Genomic DNA, 14,889 nt, shown 5'->3' with positions numbered 1-14,889 from the left:
AACAAACCCAATGAAAAAACTAATTAAAAATTCGGTAATCGCATTATTACTTCTCGTAGGAGTGACTATGAATGCGCAAAAAAACAACAGAAGTATTGATAATTTCAGAGAGCCAGACAAAGGAGGCATTAATGTCTTTGAAGCTCCTAAAGATACCATTTCAACTTTTGAAAATGTGAAAGTAAGAATTGGAGGCTCATCAACCTTACAATTCCAAGCCATTGATCACGAAAATTCTGGCGGAGTTGGCTTGATTGATATTGGCTCAAACTTCAACTTGGCAACAGCAAATCTTGATTTGGATGTTGTCCTGTACGACGGTATTAGAATGCACTTACGCACCTATTTATCTTCGCGTCATCATCCAGAACCTTATGTAAAGGGCGGTTATTTCCAGATTGACAAGCTCGAATTCATAAAACCAGGCTTTATGGAAGATATCATGAAGTATGCTACTATTAAAGTTGGACACATGGAAAACAACTATGGAGATGCACATTTTAGAAGAACTGATAATGCACAAGCAATTTACAACTCATTTGTTGGAAACTTGATCATGGACGGGTTTACCACAGAGGTAGGTGCCGAAGTGTACTATCAAAGAAATGGATTCATCGGAATGGTTGGTTTTTCCAATGGAAAATTAAATCAATCTGTTGACAAACCTGATACCGGTGGCGCCTCTTTTTTAGCAAAGCTTGGTTATGACAAACAAATTAATGACGATTTACGTTTCAGACTGACTGGATCTATTTACAACACGGGTAAAGTGGCCAATTCATACCTTTATAGTGCAGATAGAGCAGGATCAAGATATTACTTAGTACTTGAGCCTACAACTGCTACAACTTCAGGTGCTTTTAGATCTGGACGCTATGATCCACGATTAAGCAATCAGATTACCGCAATCATGTTTAACCCTTTTATTAAGTATAAAGGATTAGAGTTCTTTGGAACCGTGGAATCAGCAAAAGGAAAAGGTGCCGCTGAGTTAGAAAAAAGAGTTGCGAACCAATATGCAGCTGAATTGATCTACAGATTTGGAGATACTGAGAACTTTTACTTTGGTGGACGTTATAATAAAGTAGATTCGGAAGATATCAGTGGAAGCGACGTGGATATTTCAAGATTCCAACTAGGTGCAGGTTGGTTTTTGACCAGAAACATCCTACTTAAAGCGGAGTATGTCAATCAAAAGTATGATGGTTTCAACACTGGAAGTATCTTTAATGAAGGTAAATTTAATGGACTAATGGCTGAGGCTGTAATTAGTTTCTAAAAAGCAAAAATAGTGTTATTAGCAGCTAACCTCATTTATTTAGTAGTCCACTAAGTGAATGGGGTTAGTTTTTTTAAATATATTGTAATCGTATAATAAAATAGAACAATGAAAAGATTACTTTTTATTTTACCGTTTCTCATTTTGGTTTCATTTTCCAAAAAAAACACAGTAACACACAGTAAGACCGTACGCATTACATCTGATAGTAAATTACAGATTAATGGCACCAGTAATGTTAAGGATTTTACATGCCAATACAACATACAAAACCTTCATGAGCCCATTCGTATTCATTTTGAAAAAGAACAAGATGTTATAAAGTTTGAAAAGTCAGTACTCACATTAGAAAACAAAGGCTTTGACTGTGGAGGAAAAGGAATCAATAGTGATTTTCATGGTTTACTGCAATCAGATGTCTACCCCCAAATAACGCTGGAGTTGAAAGAAATCAAACTGAGGCCACATGAAAAAAATATTGCGGATGCTTTAGTAGAGATTGAAATAGCTGGTTTAACAAATGCTTACCAGATGACAACTGAGTTTTATTTCGAAGAAAATTGGTTGATTTCAGGAAAACTCAAATTGAACATTAAGAATTTTGATCTTGAAGCACCGAAAAAAATGTTTGGACTTATAGTGGTTTCGGATGAAATTGAAATCGATTTTAATCTGGTAATTGAAGCCCATTAGAGGCGCATATTTAATCCATTATGGACCAAAGATAGTCGTTTGAATAATTGTTCTTATAGAGCGTCTTTTTATCCCTTACAACACAACACCAATCCTTAACTGGATTGGTGTAATATTTTAGTTTTCATCATTTATGATTTAGACCTTTGGTTTGATTTCAGATAATTTTGCCAATGAATAAGCCGCTATGGCCATTACAATATCTCTTACGGCAACATCGAGGTAGCTGGCGCTAACTATTAGAGTCAGCGCAATAAGCAACAACCAAATTGAAACGAGGTATGCACCAAACCTAGTTTTTGCGAATACCAAGATTCCTGCTATAATTTCAACAACCCCTACAATCATCATAAATACTGAAGGCTCAAACGGTAGCATATCCACCAAACCACTTGAGAGGTATTGGGTCCAATCAGTCAATATATTGGTGAATTTATCCAATCCTGCCACCACTGGTACCAGGCCGAAAGTGTATTTTAAAATAGTTTTTACTAACTGTACATTTGATTCCATGATTTAATGTTTTTTAATATTTGTTACAATCTTTTGACAGAGAATCTTAAAAAAGGATACAAAATTTTGTAACTTTTTATGGTTTTCTCTATCTAAAACAAAAATCATGTAACGATGGAAGCAACACAGATTAACAATTTTAACCGTCATAAAATATCAGAAGCAGAAATTATCAGACGGATTATTTCTGGAGAAAAAGAGCTTTATGAAATTTTGGTGAGGCGGAACAACCAGAAACTGTATCGCGTTATTAGGAGTTACTTCAATGATGAAGCCGAAATTGAAGACATCATGCAGAACAGCTATATCAAGGGATTTACTAAACTTTATCAATTTAAATTTCAAGCGTCATTTTCAACTTGGCTCATCCGGATTGCTATTAACGAGGCTTTGGTGAGATTAAAAGAGAAAGGAAAGCTGTATCATATTGATGAGCAAGACGAACAACTTAATAAAAACTCCATCTTAGAAATACCAGATAACAAGCAATTGAATCCGCAACAAAAAATGATACAACACGAAGCAAAACAATTAATAGAAAATGCCATTGACCAACTGAAGCCAAAGTATAAAATAGTTTATATGATGAAGGAAGTGGAAGGCATGAGCTTAAATGAAACCGCCTCGGCTTTAGATCTGACCTTGGCTAATGTAAAGATCCGATTGCACCGTTCGAAAGATATGCTAAAAAACAAGCTTTTTGAAATCTCAAAAGACCAACAAATTTTTGAATTTGGTTTTGGCAGGTGCGACAGGATTACCGAGTGTGTAATGAGCAGAATATAATTAATAAACCTCAACCCATAAAATAACAATCATGACAAAATTTAAAGTTGGAGACCATGTCAAATGGAATTCAGAGGCAGGACATGTCACCGGAAAAATCATAAAAGTCCACCATTCCAATTTCGATTATAAAGGTTATACACACCATGCGAGCAAAGACGAACCGCAGTACGAGATTGAAAGTGACAAAACCGACCATATTGCTGCGCATAAAGGTTCTGCACTGACAAAAATTAAATAAAAGAGGTTAGGCCTCTATTATTTTTTAAAAACAAAATCATAATCGGACATCAACTATGCCTAAGCAAGAAATTTCAATCTATCAATTTTAAGAGTTGGGACATGTCATCAAACGTTAATGTGGCATTTCCATCAAGCTCATTATGGTAATCATGTGCAGTGAAACCAAAAACATCAAAGCCACCGTTTAAGGCAGCGTTTACACCGCTCATGCTATCTTCAATAACCAAGCATTCTTTTGGATCGAATCCCATAGTTTCTGCAGCCCATAAAAAGACAGCGGGATCCGGTTTCCATTTTTTAATTGTAAAGCAACTGAAGATATTTTCTTCAAAATAAGGTAAAAGCCCTGTCAATTCTAAATTGAGCCGAATCTTATTTTCAGGACCGCTTGATGCCACACAAAACGGCATATCTAAGCTTTTTACAACCTCAGTCACACCTTCTACCGGTTGAATATTTTTTTTAAACGATTCAAAACTTCGTTCCCTGAAGTTAGGCATGAAGTCGTCTGGCAGTCTTTCTGTGGCCAATTCAGCAACTTGTGCATAGCACTCCTGCATGGAGTTACCTTTAAAGTTTTTTAAAGCATACTCCAAATCGATATTGGCGCCATATTCATTTGCCATATCAACTAAAACTTGACCAGCAATAGGTTCACTGTCAACAAGAACGCCATCACAATCAAAAATAATACACTTATATTTAGACATTATTACGGGGTTGAATTAGAAACTTGAAGCAATTTTCCGTTATAGAACTTCTGTCCTTTCAACGAAAAATCAACAATATAATCTGCTATTTCTTCTGGGGTAATTGGAGCCTTATATCCTGGAAACGCCTCTTCTAACATTTCGGTTTGAACAGCGCCCAAAGCCAATACATTAAATGAGATCCCAGAGTCTTTATATTCCTCGGCCAGTAATTCGGTTAATGTAATTACCGCAGCTTTACTAGAGCTATATGCCGCCAATCCAGGAAATTTCATACTACCTTGAACGCCACCCATAGAACTCATGGTAATTACATGGCTATTTTTTGCCATAAATGGGATTAAGCGTCGCGTCAATTCTGCCATTCCAAAAACATTGGTACGATATACTTCCTCAAAGTCGCTGACCGTAGTTTGCGCAAAGAGCTTATTGAGTACTTGCCCGGCATTGTTGATCAACACATCGAGATGACCCCAATGTTCTTTAATATATTCTTCTACCTTTTCATAGGCTTCAGCATCTCCTAGATCAAAACAAAAAGCTTTAACATTTTTCAATTTTAATGCTTTTACCGGTCGGTCATTTCTCGACAACGCCAGGATCTGATGACCTTTATTAGCGAATAATTTCACTAATTCATAGCCAATCCCTCTACTTGTTCCTGTGATAACTATATGCTTACTCATACATTTGAATTTCTTGGGTTGTTGTGTTGCTCATGGCTTCATAAGCAGGAATTAATTTATTCACCAAATCAGCCATAAACTCATAATTCATCAATTCTGCTTCATCGCCTACTTTATGATAATGATCAAAATTAGTAAAATCAAAAGTAGAAACGGCATGGCTTGGCTTGTTGAAAACCTTAAAAAACGGATAGTTATCCGAACGGTAAAATAACTGAAATTCTTTAGCCTGGGGCAATTGATCCAGTAGCTTAAAATTCACATAATCGTTCATTTTGACAGCCATATTAGACAAATCAAATCCTGTAAAATAAGCCTCATAATCTTTATCCACCATAGGCACACCCATCATTTCAAAATTGGTCATGGTATAGAGATTAATATTATCTTCCTGTAAACGCTCTGCCAAATGTTTTGAGCCCAACAAACCAATCTCTTCTCCAGAGTAAAGTGTGAATAAAATGCTACGTTTATTGTTTTTCTTATCAGCAAAATACCGTGCCATCGCCAAGACGGCGGCTACACCTGAGGCGTCGTCATTGGCACCATTTGCAATAGAATCGCCGTCAACTGCTTTCACTACGCCGATATGATCATAATGTGCACCTAAAATGATAAATTCCTTTTTCAATTCAGGGTCATTACCTTCAATATACCCAACCACATTGGATGCATCCATACCCTTTGCTTTATAATGATCTCGGTAGGTTTCGAAATACGGAGCCACATTATAGGATTTGAATTTATCTTCAATATAAACCGCGGCTTTTTCAATACCGTCTGAACCTGTTGCACGACCTTTCAACTCATCTGACGCCAAATAGTAAACGGTTTCTTTAAGCTCAGCACTAGTGACAAAGTTTAACGGCTCAATAGCCGACTCAATTTCCACTACTGCAAGATCGTTATTACTGTTTTGCGTAGTTTTCTGCGACTGGTTCTTACAAGATACCATGATTAAAAGGGTACCAATTAATAAAATGTTTTTCATCTATACTGCGGTTTATTTTTAAATATTTTACTAAAATAGCGCAACAACGCCTATTATTATCGGGCCAACCAATATATTCCAATGCGCCTCCGGTTTTTGGAATATGCCTGCCTGTTGACAGACAGGGGTTTCACTAAAAAAAAACCTGTTTCTTAAATCTGAAACAGGTTTTTTATATTTTAATGACTCATATCTATACTTCTCATCTCAACTTGTGTTAAGCATACAAAGCGCTCCATCCAACAAGTTCATTTACTTTATAATTAAACCAACATTGAAATTGGATTTTCAACAAACCCTTTTAAGGTTTGTAGAAACTCAGCACCAGTAGCGCCATCTACCGTTCTATGGTCACAAGCCAAGGACAGTTTCATGGTATGGCCCACAACAATCTGACCATCCTTAACCACTGGTTTTTCAACAATGGTACCGACTGATAAAATAGCTGAATTGGGTTGGTTGATGATAGACGTAAAGCTCTCAATGCCGAACATTCCTAAATTGGATACTGTAAATGTACTTCCCTCCATTTCCTGAGGTGTCAATTTTTTGTTTCTTGAACGTCCCGCAAAGTCTTTGACTGCTGCTCCAATTTGAGACAGGCTCAATTCGTTTGCAAATTTAACCACCGGCACAACCAAGCCGTCCTCAACCGCTACCGCAACACCAATATGAACGTGATTATTTAATCGCATTTTATCTGCAAACCACTGCGAGTTAACCTGTGGATGTAGTTTTAAAGCCAAGGCACAAGCCTTAACAATCATATCATTGAACGAGATTCTTGTTTCTGGTATGGCATTGACCTGCTCTCTAAAAGCAATGGCCTTTTCCATATCAAACTCTACGTTCAAATAATAATGAGGCGCTGTAAATTTAGATTCTGCCAAACGTTTTGCAATCACCTTACGCATTTGAGAATTTGGTTTTTCATCAAAATCCTCTTTTCCGGTTACCGCAACAGCAGCTGCTGCAGCCGGCACATCAGCTTTAGGCGTATAGTTTTCAATATCTCTTTTGATGACCCGTCCATTTTCTCCAGATCCTTCGACGTCAGACAAGTTTATACCTTTTTCTTCGGCCATTTTTCTGGCTAAAGGCGATACAAATATGCGACTCCCATCTGAAGATGATGAACTTGAAGTAGAGGCCTTCTTTTTAGCATCCTTTGACTCGGTTTTTGATGGTTCTTTTTTATTTGAATCAGCACTTTCCTTCTTAGGAGCATCTTCCTTTTTAGTAGCGCCTCCCGATTCGTGGTTTTTAGCAATGGCAGCAGCATCTGTACCTTCAGGACCAATAATGGCCAATAAAGAATCCACTTTGGCTGTTTCACCGTCTTCTAATCCTATATAAAGTAAAGTCCCAGATTGGAAGGATTCAAATTCCATAGTGGCCTTATCCGTTTCAATTTCTGCAAGGATGTCGCCTTCTTCAACTTTATCTCCTACTTTCTTTAACCATGTTGCCACGGTACCTTCTTCCATCGTGTCACTCAATCGCGGCATGGTTACTACTGTAACGCCTTCGGGTAACTCACCAGAGCTGCCCTTCTCATCAGAAGTTTCATCCTCGTCAGATGTGCTTTCTGAATCATCCTCATTTTTAGATGCTTTATCAGAAGATGTATCCTCTGACTTATCTGCCTTTTTATCCGAAGCTTCGCCATCAATCAAATCAGATATATCTTCACCTTCCTCCCCAATAATGGCAAGCAATTCGTCAACCTTGGTAGTTTCTCCTTCTTGGATACCAATATAAAGCAATGTGCCTTCATGAAAAGATTCAAACTCCATCGTCGCCTTATCGGTTTCAATCTCAGCCAAAATATCGCCTTCCTCTATTTTATCTCCTACTTTTTTTAACCACGTTGCCACGGTTCCTTCTTCCATGGTATCACTCAGACGCGGCATATTAATTACTTCTGCCATAGCTTATATTTTGTGTTGTATAAATGGATAATCTTCTTGCTCATAAACGGCATCATACATGACGCTTGTCTCTGGATATGGTGACTCATCTGCAAACTTCTCACATTCTGCTACCCGCTCCTTGACACTTTTATCAATTTTTTTAAGATCGTCTTCTGTGGCGTATTTTTTCTCAAGAATAACCTCTTTCACTTGTGTGATTGGGTCAATTTTTTGATACTCCTTAACCTCATCTTTGGTTCTATAGCTTTGGGCATCACTCATGGAGTGACCTCTATATCGGTAAGTTTTTAATTCCAAGAATGTTGGTCCGTCGCCACGTCGCGCACGCTGAATGGCTTCATCAAATGCTTCTGCTACCTTTACCGGATTCATGCCGTCAACAGGTCCGCAAGGCATTTCATAACCTAATCCTAGTTTCCAAATTTCTGTATGGTTGGCAGTTCGTGCTACTGAAGTTCCCATGGCGTACCCATTGTTTTCACAGACAAAGACTACCGGTAATTTCCATAACATAGCCATGTTGAATGCTTCATGCAAAGAGCCTTGGCGCGCTGCACCATCACCAAAACAACATATAGTGACACCATCAACACCGTGATATTTATCACCAAAAGCGATCCCGGCACCTAAAGGAATTTGGCCTCCTACAATACCATGACCACCATAAAAACGATGCTCCTTTGAGAAAATATGCATGGATCCACCAAGACCCTTAGAGGTTCCTGTGGCCTTACCATACAGTTCTGCCATAACACGTTTTGGATCTTCGCCCATACCTATTGGCTGAACGTGATTACGATAAGCTGTAATCATTTTATCTTTTGTCAAATCCATAGCGTGCAATGCTCCTGCCAAAACAGCCTCTTGTCCGTTATATAAATGAAGAAAACCTCTGACTTTCTGTTGAATATAAACTGCAGCAAGTTTGTCTTCAAACTTTCTCCAGAACAACATGTCTTCATACCACTTAAGGTAAACCTCTTTTGTTATCTTTTGCATCCGAAATAATTTCTAAAAATTAAATACATTATTTAGTCCCGAGTTTAGAGTGCTGAGTATCCCGAACAAAGCGGGAATGGTTCAACGATCAATTTCTGGTTCTTTTTTAAACTCCCAAAAGCCGTACTTTACTAAACCGATAACAAAAGTAACACATTAACCATTAATGAAAAAACTGAAAATCGTAAAACTTCTACGAAATCGTTATAGAACGGTTTTATCAAACACCAACGGGAGAAGATTGGCCAACGAATGTGATTGTACCACCTTGCCCTTCTCGCCCATATAATAAATTTCAATGGGTGCATCTTGTTTCACTTCGTATTCAGCTATAGATTGTCGACATGCGCCACAGGGTGGAATTGGGGTTTCGGTAGTTTTTAATTTTGACCCTGCAATAATGGCCATTCGTTTTATTTTAACATCAGGAAATTGTGCGCCTGCATAAAAAATAGCAGTTCGTTCAGCACAAAGACCAGATGGATAGGAAGCATTTTCTTGATTGCTACCAGTAATCACCTCATCATTTTCCAGAAGGATTGCAGCGCCGACGCTAAAATTTGAATATGGTGAATAGGATTTATCTCTTGCTTCTGAGGCTTTCTGCATTAATGAAATCACATCTTTAGGAAGTTCATCTAATGAATCATAAACGGTCAGTACGGTTTCAATTTTAATTTCCTTCATCGGTTAATTTATCTGTTTAAAAGTACGACACTTTTTTAGACAAAAAAACTATTGCTTTATAATGGCAATAGTTTTTTATAATTTATTTTACTATTATTTAGTATTCCCTATAAGTCTCATCTCCAAAATTGAAAGTCAAAGAAAAACGCAGAGTTCCTTCCAACGGACTTTGAACTTTTGAAGCGGAGAACAAGTAGGACATATCGATGTTAATAGTGGTATATTTAAATCCCGCTCCTAAAGCAAAAAATTTTCGTCCACCTTTGTCATCACTCTCATTAAAGTAACCGCCTCTAAAGGCAAAAGAATCTTGATATCTATATTCTGCACCCAATGCCCACGTAAACTCCTTCAACTCTTCATTGAACCCTCCCGGAGCATCACTAAATGACTGGAACATCCCTTTAAGGAAATTAACATCTTGCGATTTGCCTTCCACAATTATAGTTGGCTCATTTCCGTCTTGTCTTCCATTGCCATTTTCATCAACATAACCAATTACTGGTGGTGTTGGGACCAACAGTTTAGTTACCTCTGCGGTAACCGCCAAAGTGTTGTATTCATCGAAAATAAAATCAAAACCACCACCAAGTCTTAAGTTTGTTGGTAAAAAGTTTTCTCTCCCACCATCATCATATTTAATTTTCGGTCCGATATTTTGAATGGCAAAACCTAAACGAGTTCTTCCATTAAAGTTGTCATAAGCTTGCTCTTCACTTTGATAAAATCCGGAAATATCTGCCGCAACCGAACTCGCAGCCTGGGCATCATTATCCAAGGCTTGAATTTTTAAATCAGAACGCAAATATCGCAATCCAACGGCCATTGAAAACTGAGTCCCCAACCTTAAAGCATAAGAGGCATCAATAGTGAGCTCATTCGGCTTTGCAATCGTTGCTTCCGAAAATTCATCTTGCACCAATTCTATTTCGCCCAAACTAAAGTATTTGAAACTTGCTGCAAAAGCACTGCCCTCATTGATTCTATTGAAATAAGTGACATTTCCCAAGAAAATATCATTGACCAACTTACTTAAATAAGGTGTATAACTCATCGCTATTCCTGATTTGGTCTCAGAAAAAGCGTATTTTGACTGGTTCCAATGCTGGGAAAAAGCATCTACGGAAGTGGCAACGCCCATATCTCCCATAGCCGCAGCACGAGCATCCCCAGCGATTAATAAGAATGGAGTTCCCGTGGTTATGACTCTACTTGCATCTGGTTGAATGATAACAGTTTCCTGCGCAGAAGAAAAGTTATAAATTAATAACGTGATTATGGCTAGTGCGTATTTTTTCATAAGGTTGTTTCGTATTATACACGGCGCTTTAGCACCTAAAAGTATTTAGCAAATATAAATTATTATTGTTGTTTTTTTTATAGTATGACAAGTTTCTGAATCTTCTCAACCTGTTTATTAAGCTGATTGGATCTTACTTTTAGCTTGTAAACATAGACGCCTTTTCCTATTTTATCTCCGAAATCATCACGGCCGTCCCAAACAATGTCTCTTGATAGTGACGAGGCTCCTTCATTGCAACATCCACCTGCATTGGTTTGACTATTTATAGTCTTAATCAACTTACCGGAGATGGTGAATATCTGTATAGAAACGTCTAAAGGTTGCGAACTATTGTGATTGAACCAAAATTCTGTGTAATTAATGAATGGATTAGGGTAATTTAGAACGTTTTCAATCTTCAGTTCTTGATCTTTATCATGCACCACAAACTGAATTTCGGCAATTCCAGAATTGTTATAAACATCCCAAGCTTTTAAGGTCAAGGTATGAAGTCCTGGCTCTAAATCACGAAAAGGATAAGTAACCTCTCCTTTGGTATAGTCATCTACCTGAGCTCTATAATAATCATTCAGCACAAATGGATTGGTTTCATCACCATCAATAATGGCAACAATATCGTGGCCAATGCCACTGGCTGTATTGATACCATTACTATCCTCCAATTTTGCCAAAAGCGTGGGCGCCTCATTGGTTATACCGCCCGAAACAAAACTTTCGTCATTCATATAAAGTTTTACAATAGGACCTGTGTTATCGGTTTCAGCATTTTCATTGATGCCTCCCACCAAAATATCAAAACTCGCTCCCGCCTGATCTTGCAGCGGCGCTTCTGATTTTGCATAAAAACTGACCTTTCCTTCTCCCACAGGCACGCCAATATCTCTCGGAACGACAAACTCAAAATCAAAAACTCCATTGGTTACCGAAACTTGGCCTATAAATATTTTCTCACCCAGAGTCATAAAATCCATTTTGATCAATTGTCCATTGTCGTGTATATTGTTATTCCCTAAGGTTTGGCGTTCAATATTTTTGTCGAAAATTGTTGCAGTGAGCAATCCGTTGTATCCGGTCATTAAGTTTCCAGCTGGATCTAACACCTCACCGGACATTTTAATTTTACTCAACGCTTTTAAAGTGTCATTGGTTTGACCCAACGGGACGTCATTGATTTTGGTAAGCTGAATATTAGGTTTTGCGAACGCCAATTTCATGGCCGGATCACCAATAAAAAACACCAAGCGCCGTTGTTGGATACCAGAAACGGAAGGATCTGTTTTTGTGAGTCGCAACGCTTCCGCCATCGTTGGATATTCGTTTGCCCCAAACCCAAATAGGTATTTTTCCAATTTTATATTAAAAGTCACACCAACACTTACAAAAATTTGACGTGTGGTGGTAATCAATGCAATGGCACCACCTTGGGTGTTCCAATAGGTATATTCTCCCGCAGTTGGACGAAAAGGGTTGTCAAATCGGGTATATTCGCAAGTCACCGTGACGAAACAATTAAACTTGCAGGTATTTCTTATTTCTTGTGAGTCGTTTTTATCAAAAATACGTTCAGAAGCCAATCCGTCTTCACCACCATGCCCAAAATAATTAACCACCAATGCCCCTACTTCAATGGCATCTTTAATGACTTTGTTTACTGCCGGATAGCGTTCGCCACTTGCTGAAGACTCTTGCTGATAAGCATCTGAATGAATTTTGACCACATTTAAAAACGGCTTTTCGGCGGTAATGGATCGTCCTATCTCATCAGTAGTTTCCTGTAGGATCTTTTCCCATGCAAAATCAACATCGTCAGACATGACTACAACATTGTTTCTCCAACTTCCGTAGGATTCATCTTGGTAGTACAAATCAATTTTATCAACCATTTCCTTAGCCCGTTGAGGATTTTCGGCTAAAATTCTTCCAACGGCAATATCCAGCTTGTTTGAAGCGCTCATATCACCTTCATTAAAATCCATCATCCCAAAAAAATCATCCGAAACAAAAGCGTTGGTCAAACTAAAGCTATCCAACGAGTGCCAAGATGGGACGATATTGGTATTGTTCGGGATTCTATCCTTATAATCAAATGAGGCATCTCCAAACAGACATAAATACTTTATCCGTTTATCCGGAGCACTCGCATTATGGTAAACGTAGCGCACTAAATTTCTAATGGCAGACACATCCTGATTTCCCGAACTGAATTCTTTATAGATCTCATCTAAAGTCAACACTTTTACAATAAGGTTGTTTTGCGTTCTGTTGATTTGCGCCAATCGCTCGGCTTGAGAAACCAAATTATTAGGGGAGATGATAAGATAATCAATATCCTGAAATTGCCCCTGCTCATCATTAAATACGGTTCCTTTAATATTTTGATTACTAACACTTGTATTGCTTTCTCTTAATGGCTGGTAGTAGTCTGATGGTGTAACTGCCAAATAGGTTTTGGCAATTCCGGAAATGGATTTAAAATTCATTACCGAATTTCCTTCAGCATTGGCAACAGCGGTCACATCATATTTATTACTGATATCCCAAATTTCTGAAACTGACGCTGCGTTGGACATACTATACTCAACAATTCCAGGGGTGTTTGCCACCTGGTTGTTCTTAAATACAAATTGCTCGCCTTCAAAAACCAGGCCTCGCGTGGCTTCAATTGCTATATAGTCTAAATATCCATGAGATGTAGGATTACCAGAGTTGTTGTAGTTGAGATTGACAACAACATCGGGCGAAGTCAGCATAACCTCATTATTAAAAAACTTACCATCTGCCAAAATGGGCGAACCAATTGGCGTAAAAGCAAAATTTGCAACGACATTTGAATTGACCTTCACCTCCATGCTCGTCGCTACTTCGGCAGTTGAGGCTGCATAAACCTTAACACGCGCCGGTTCGGAAAGTACAAGATTAGGGAAATTAAACTCAAACTCCTGTTCATTTTCAATATCAAAACGCTCACCAAACCATCGTCTTCCAACCCTTACAATGTTTATCTCATCAACTTCATGAAACTGATAATCTTGAAATGTATCTACCACATAAGTTGAAGCGCTTGCAGGCTGAGGCATATTTTGGATGCGTTTACCGGCACCACCACTTACATTGACATAATAATAGCTCTTATCAGTAAAAATATTATTATTGGTGTTACTTTCGGCATTATATCCAGTGGGCCCTTCAGCATAAAACAGGATATAGTCATTATTATTAAACTCGCCGTCTTCTTCACCAACAAACTTTATGGCATTTTCAGTAAGGTCAATAGGGTAAGGTTCCGAATTTGACAAAGGCAACATAGCACCACCATTGCCATAAATTTTAATAGTACGCGGATCAACCGTGTTTGTATTGACACCAAGTGAATTCAAAAAACTCCGCGACAATTTAAAAACACCAGACTTATCGACATAAAAGCGATACCAATTTCCTGAACTGAGCACAGAGTTACTGATGTTATGGGTTTGATAGGCATAGGTAGTGGACGACCTATTGGCCGTCCTATTATAAGAAACTGTAAACGAAGTGATTTTTTTATAAACGCCATTCTCCTTTATAATAGGCGATAGTTCAAGATAAGCGTGCGATTTGTCTCGTGCTGTTGTATTTTCAAAATGCAATATCGGTTCTGTAGGAATGGTTTCCACAGGAATTGATTGTAACGCTTCCGCAGAAATATTTGTATACGATACGTTGGTCAGTCTTACGGAGTTTTTGTTGATATTTCCGTCAGACACCCATTCTGCAAAAAACCTCATGCCGTTATTTGTATCAAAGCTAAAGTGATCTTTATCAAAATAAGGCACTGTAATGGCAGAAGTCTCAGTTTCAAGTAGTAGGTTACCTTGCCATACGATCTCGAAGCGCTTTTCTTGCGAAAAACCTAAAGTTGATAGTAATACAAAAAGCAATAGTAAGTTTAATCTCATTAGTCTGTATAAATCTTTTTCAAAAACAACTGCAATTTAATACTATTATCATCAACTAAAACAGCTCATTATATAGAAAGAATAACGTTTGCCCGCGTTTGTTAGTATAAAGTGTCTCATGTTTCTACAA

General features: G+C 38.0%; 13 protein-coding genes. 4 read left to right on the top strand and 9 right to left on the bottom strand.

Features of this window, described 5'->3' with window-relative positions:
- Positions 1–10 precede the first annotated feature (10 nt).
- Together H3Z82_RS17505 and H3Z82_RS17500 are read left to right on the top strand one after the other, a co-directional pair.
- Positions 11–1,279 carry a hypothetical protein gene (locus H3Z82_RS17505; RefSeq protein WP_182206800.1) on the top strand — a complete coding sequence of 423 codons (1,269 nt, stop codon included), beginning with the start codon at positions 11–13 and terminating at the stop codon, positions 1,277–1,279.
- Positions 1,280–1,387: 108 nt separating this feature from the next.
- Positions 1,388–1,972: a YceI family protein gene (locus H3Z82_RS17500; RefSeq protein WP_182206799.1), complete on the top strand. Its 585-nt coding sequence runs from the start codon at positions 1,388–1,390 to the stop codon at positions 1,970–1,972.
- Between the two features lie 138 nt (positions 1,973–2,110).
- On the opposite strand, the gene H3Z82_RS17495 is transcribed toward H3Z82_RS17500, so the two are convergent.
- Entirely contained in the window at positions 2,111–2,485 is a 375-nt protein-coding gene (locus H3Z82_RS17495; RefSeq protein WP_182206798.1) for a DoxX family membrane protein, read from the bottom strand.
- Between the two features lie 114 nt (positions 2,486–2,599).
- Here H3Z82_RS17495 and H3Z82_RS17490 point away from each other — a divergent pair, with 114 nt between their 5' ends.
- Together H3Z82_RS17490 and H3Z82_RS17485 are read left to right on the top strand one after the other, a co-directional pair.
- On the top strand, positions 2,600–3,271 hold the full coding sequence (locus tag H3Z82_RS17490; protein ID WP_182206797.1) for an RNA polymerase sigma factor: 672 nt from the start codon (positions 2,600–2,602) through the stop codon (positions 3,269–3,271).
- Positions 3,272–3,302: 31 nt separating this feature from the next.
- Positions 3,303–3,512, top strand: a complete 210-nt coding sequence (locus H3Z82_RS17485) for a hypervirulence associated TUDOR domain-containing protein (RefSeq protein ID WP_182206796.1) — start codon at positions 3,303–3,305, stop codon at positions 3,510–3,512.
- 73 nt (positions 3,513–3,585) lie between these two features.
- Here H3Z82_RS17485 and H3Z82_RS17480 read toward each other — a convergent pair whose 3' ends face one another.
- The 8 genes from H3Z82_RS17480 to porU all read right to left on the bottom strand — a co-directional run bounded on the left by H3Z82_RS17480 (position 3,586) and on the right by porU (position 14,759).
- Positions 3,586–4,224 carry an HAD family hydrolase gene (locus H3Z82_RS17480; protein ID WP_182206795.1) on the bottom strand — a complete coding sequence of 213 codons (639 nt, stop codon included), beginning with the start codon at positions 4,222–4,224 and terminating at the stop codon, positions 3,586–3,588.
- 2 nt (positions 4,225–4,226) lie between these two features.
- Entirely contained in the window at positions 4,227–4,910 is a 684-nt protein-coding gene (locus H3Z82_RS17475; RefSeq protein ID WP_182206794.1) for an SDR family NAD(P)-dependent oxidoreductase, read from the bottom strand.
- Positions 4,903–5,901, bottom strand: a complete 999-nt coding sequence (locus H3Z82_RS17470) for a M28 family metallopeptidase (RefSeq protein ID WP_182206793.1) — start codon at positions 5,899–5,901, stop codon at positions 4,903–4,905. The genes H3Z82_RS17475 and H3Z82_RS17470 overlap by 8 nt, the downstream gene beginning before the upstream one ends.
- Before the next feature lie 263 nt (positions 5,902–6,164).
- On the bottom strand, positions 6,165–7,832 hold the full coding sequence (locus H3Z82_RS17465; RefSeq protein WP_182206792.1) for a pyruvate dehydrogenase complex dihydrolipoamide acetyltransferase: 1,668 nt from the start codon (positions 7,830–7,832) through the stop codon (positions 6,165–6,167).
- Positions 7,833–7,835: 3 nt separating this feature from the next.
- Positions 7,836–8,834, bottom strand: coding sequence for a pyruvate dehydrogenase (acetyl-transferring) E1 component subunit alpha (pdhA, locus tag H3Z82_RS17460; RefSeq protein WP_182206791.1), 999 nt, complete (start codon positions 8,832–8,834; stop codon positions 7,836–7,838).
- A gap of 204 nt (positions 8,835–9,038) precedes the next feature.
- Complete coding sequence (cdd, locus tag H3Z82_RS17455) at positions 9,039–9,521, bottom strand: cytidine deaminase (protein ID WP_182206790.1); 483 nt, start codon at positions 9,519–9,521, stop codon at positions 9,039–9,041.
- Positions 9,522–9,618: 97 nt separating this feature from the next.
- Positions 9,619–10,821: a type IX secretion system outer membrane channel protein PorV gene (porV, locus tag H3Z82_RS17450; RefSeq protein WP_182206789.1), complete on the bottom strand. Its 1,203-nt coding sequence runs from the start codon at positions 10,819–10,821 to the stop codon at positions 9,619–9,621.
- 77 nt (positions 10,822–10,898) lie between these two features.
- Complete coding sequence (gene porU / locus H3Z82_RS17445; protein WP_182206788.1) at positions 10,899–14,759, bottom strand: type IX secretion system sortase PorU; 3,861 nt, start codon at positions 14,757–14,759, stop codon at positions 10,899–10,901.
- Positions 14,760–14,889: the final 130 nt, after the last annotated feature.

It is taken from the genome of Gelidibacter maritimus (genome assembly GCF_014062315.1).
In the GTDB taxonomy this organism is placed as follows: Bacteria; Bacteroidota; Bacteroidia; order Flavobacteriales; family Flavobacteriaceae; genus Gelidibacter; species Gelidibacter maritimus.
The sequence above is the reverse complement of the archived record's forward strand: the minus strand, read 5'-3'. Positions and strand labels throughout refer to the sequence as shown.

Bases quoted from the DNA above. Each gene is read 5' to 3' on its own strand.
- H3Z82_RS17505 (WP_182206800.1), top strand. From the start codon at position 11: ATGAAAAAACTAATTAAAAATTCGGTAATCGCATTATTACTTCTCGTA.
- H3Z82_RS17490 (WP_182206797.1), top strand. From the start codon at position 2,600: ATGGAAGCAACACAGATTAACAATTTTAACCGTCATAAAATATCAGAA.
- cdd (WP_182206790.1), bottom strand. From the start codon at position 9,521: ATGAAGGAAATTAAAATTGAAACCGTACTGACCGTTTATGATTCATTA.
- H3Z82_RS17495 (WP_182206798.1), bottom strand. From the start codon at position 2,485: ATGGAATCAAATGTACAGTTAGTAAAAACTATTTTAAAATACACTTTC.
- H3Z82_RS17500 (WP_182206799.1), top strand. From the start codon at position 1,388: ATGAAAAGATTACTTTTTATTTTACCGTTTCTCATTTTGGTTTCATTT.
- H3Z82_RS17470 (WP_182206793.1), bottom strand. From the start codon at position 5,901: ATGAAAAACATTTTATTAATTGGTACCCTTTTAATCATGGTATCTTGT.
- H3Z82_RS17465 (WP_182206792.1), bottom strand. From the start codon at position 7,832: ATGGCAGAAGTAATTAATATGCCGCGTCTGAGTGATACCATGGAAGAA.
- porU (WP_182206788.1), bottom strand. From the start codon at position 14,759: ATGAGATTAAACTTACTATTGCTTTTTGTATTACTATCAACTTTAGGT.
- pdhA (WP_182206791.1), bottom strand. From the start codon at position 8,834: ATGCAAAAGATAACAAAAGAGGTTTACCTTAAGTGGTATGAAGACATG.
- porV (WP_182206789.1), bottom strand. From the start codon at position 10,821: ATGAAAAAATACGCACTAGCCATAATCACGTTATTAATTTATAACTTT.
- H3Z82_RS17475 (WP_182206794.1), bottom strand. From the start codon at position 4,910: ATGAGTAAGCATATAGTTATCACAGGAACAAGTAGAGGGATTGGCTAT.
- H3Z82_RS17480 (WP_182206795.1), bottom strand. From the start codon at position 4,224: ATGTCTAAATATAAGTGTATTATTTTTGATTGTGATGGCGTTCTTGTT.
- H3Z82_RS17485 (WP_182206796.1), top strand. From the start codon at position 3,303: ATGACAAAATTTAAAGTTGGAGACCATGTCAAATGGAATTCAGAGGCA.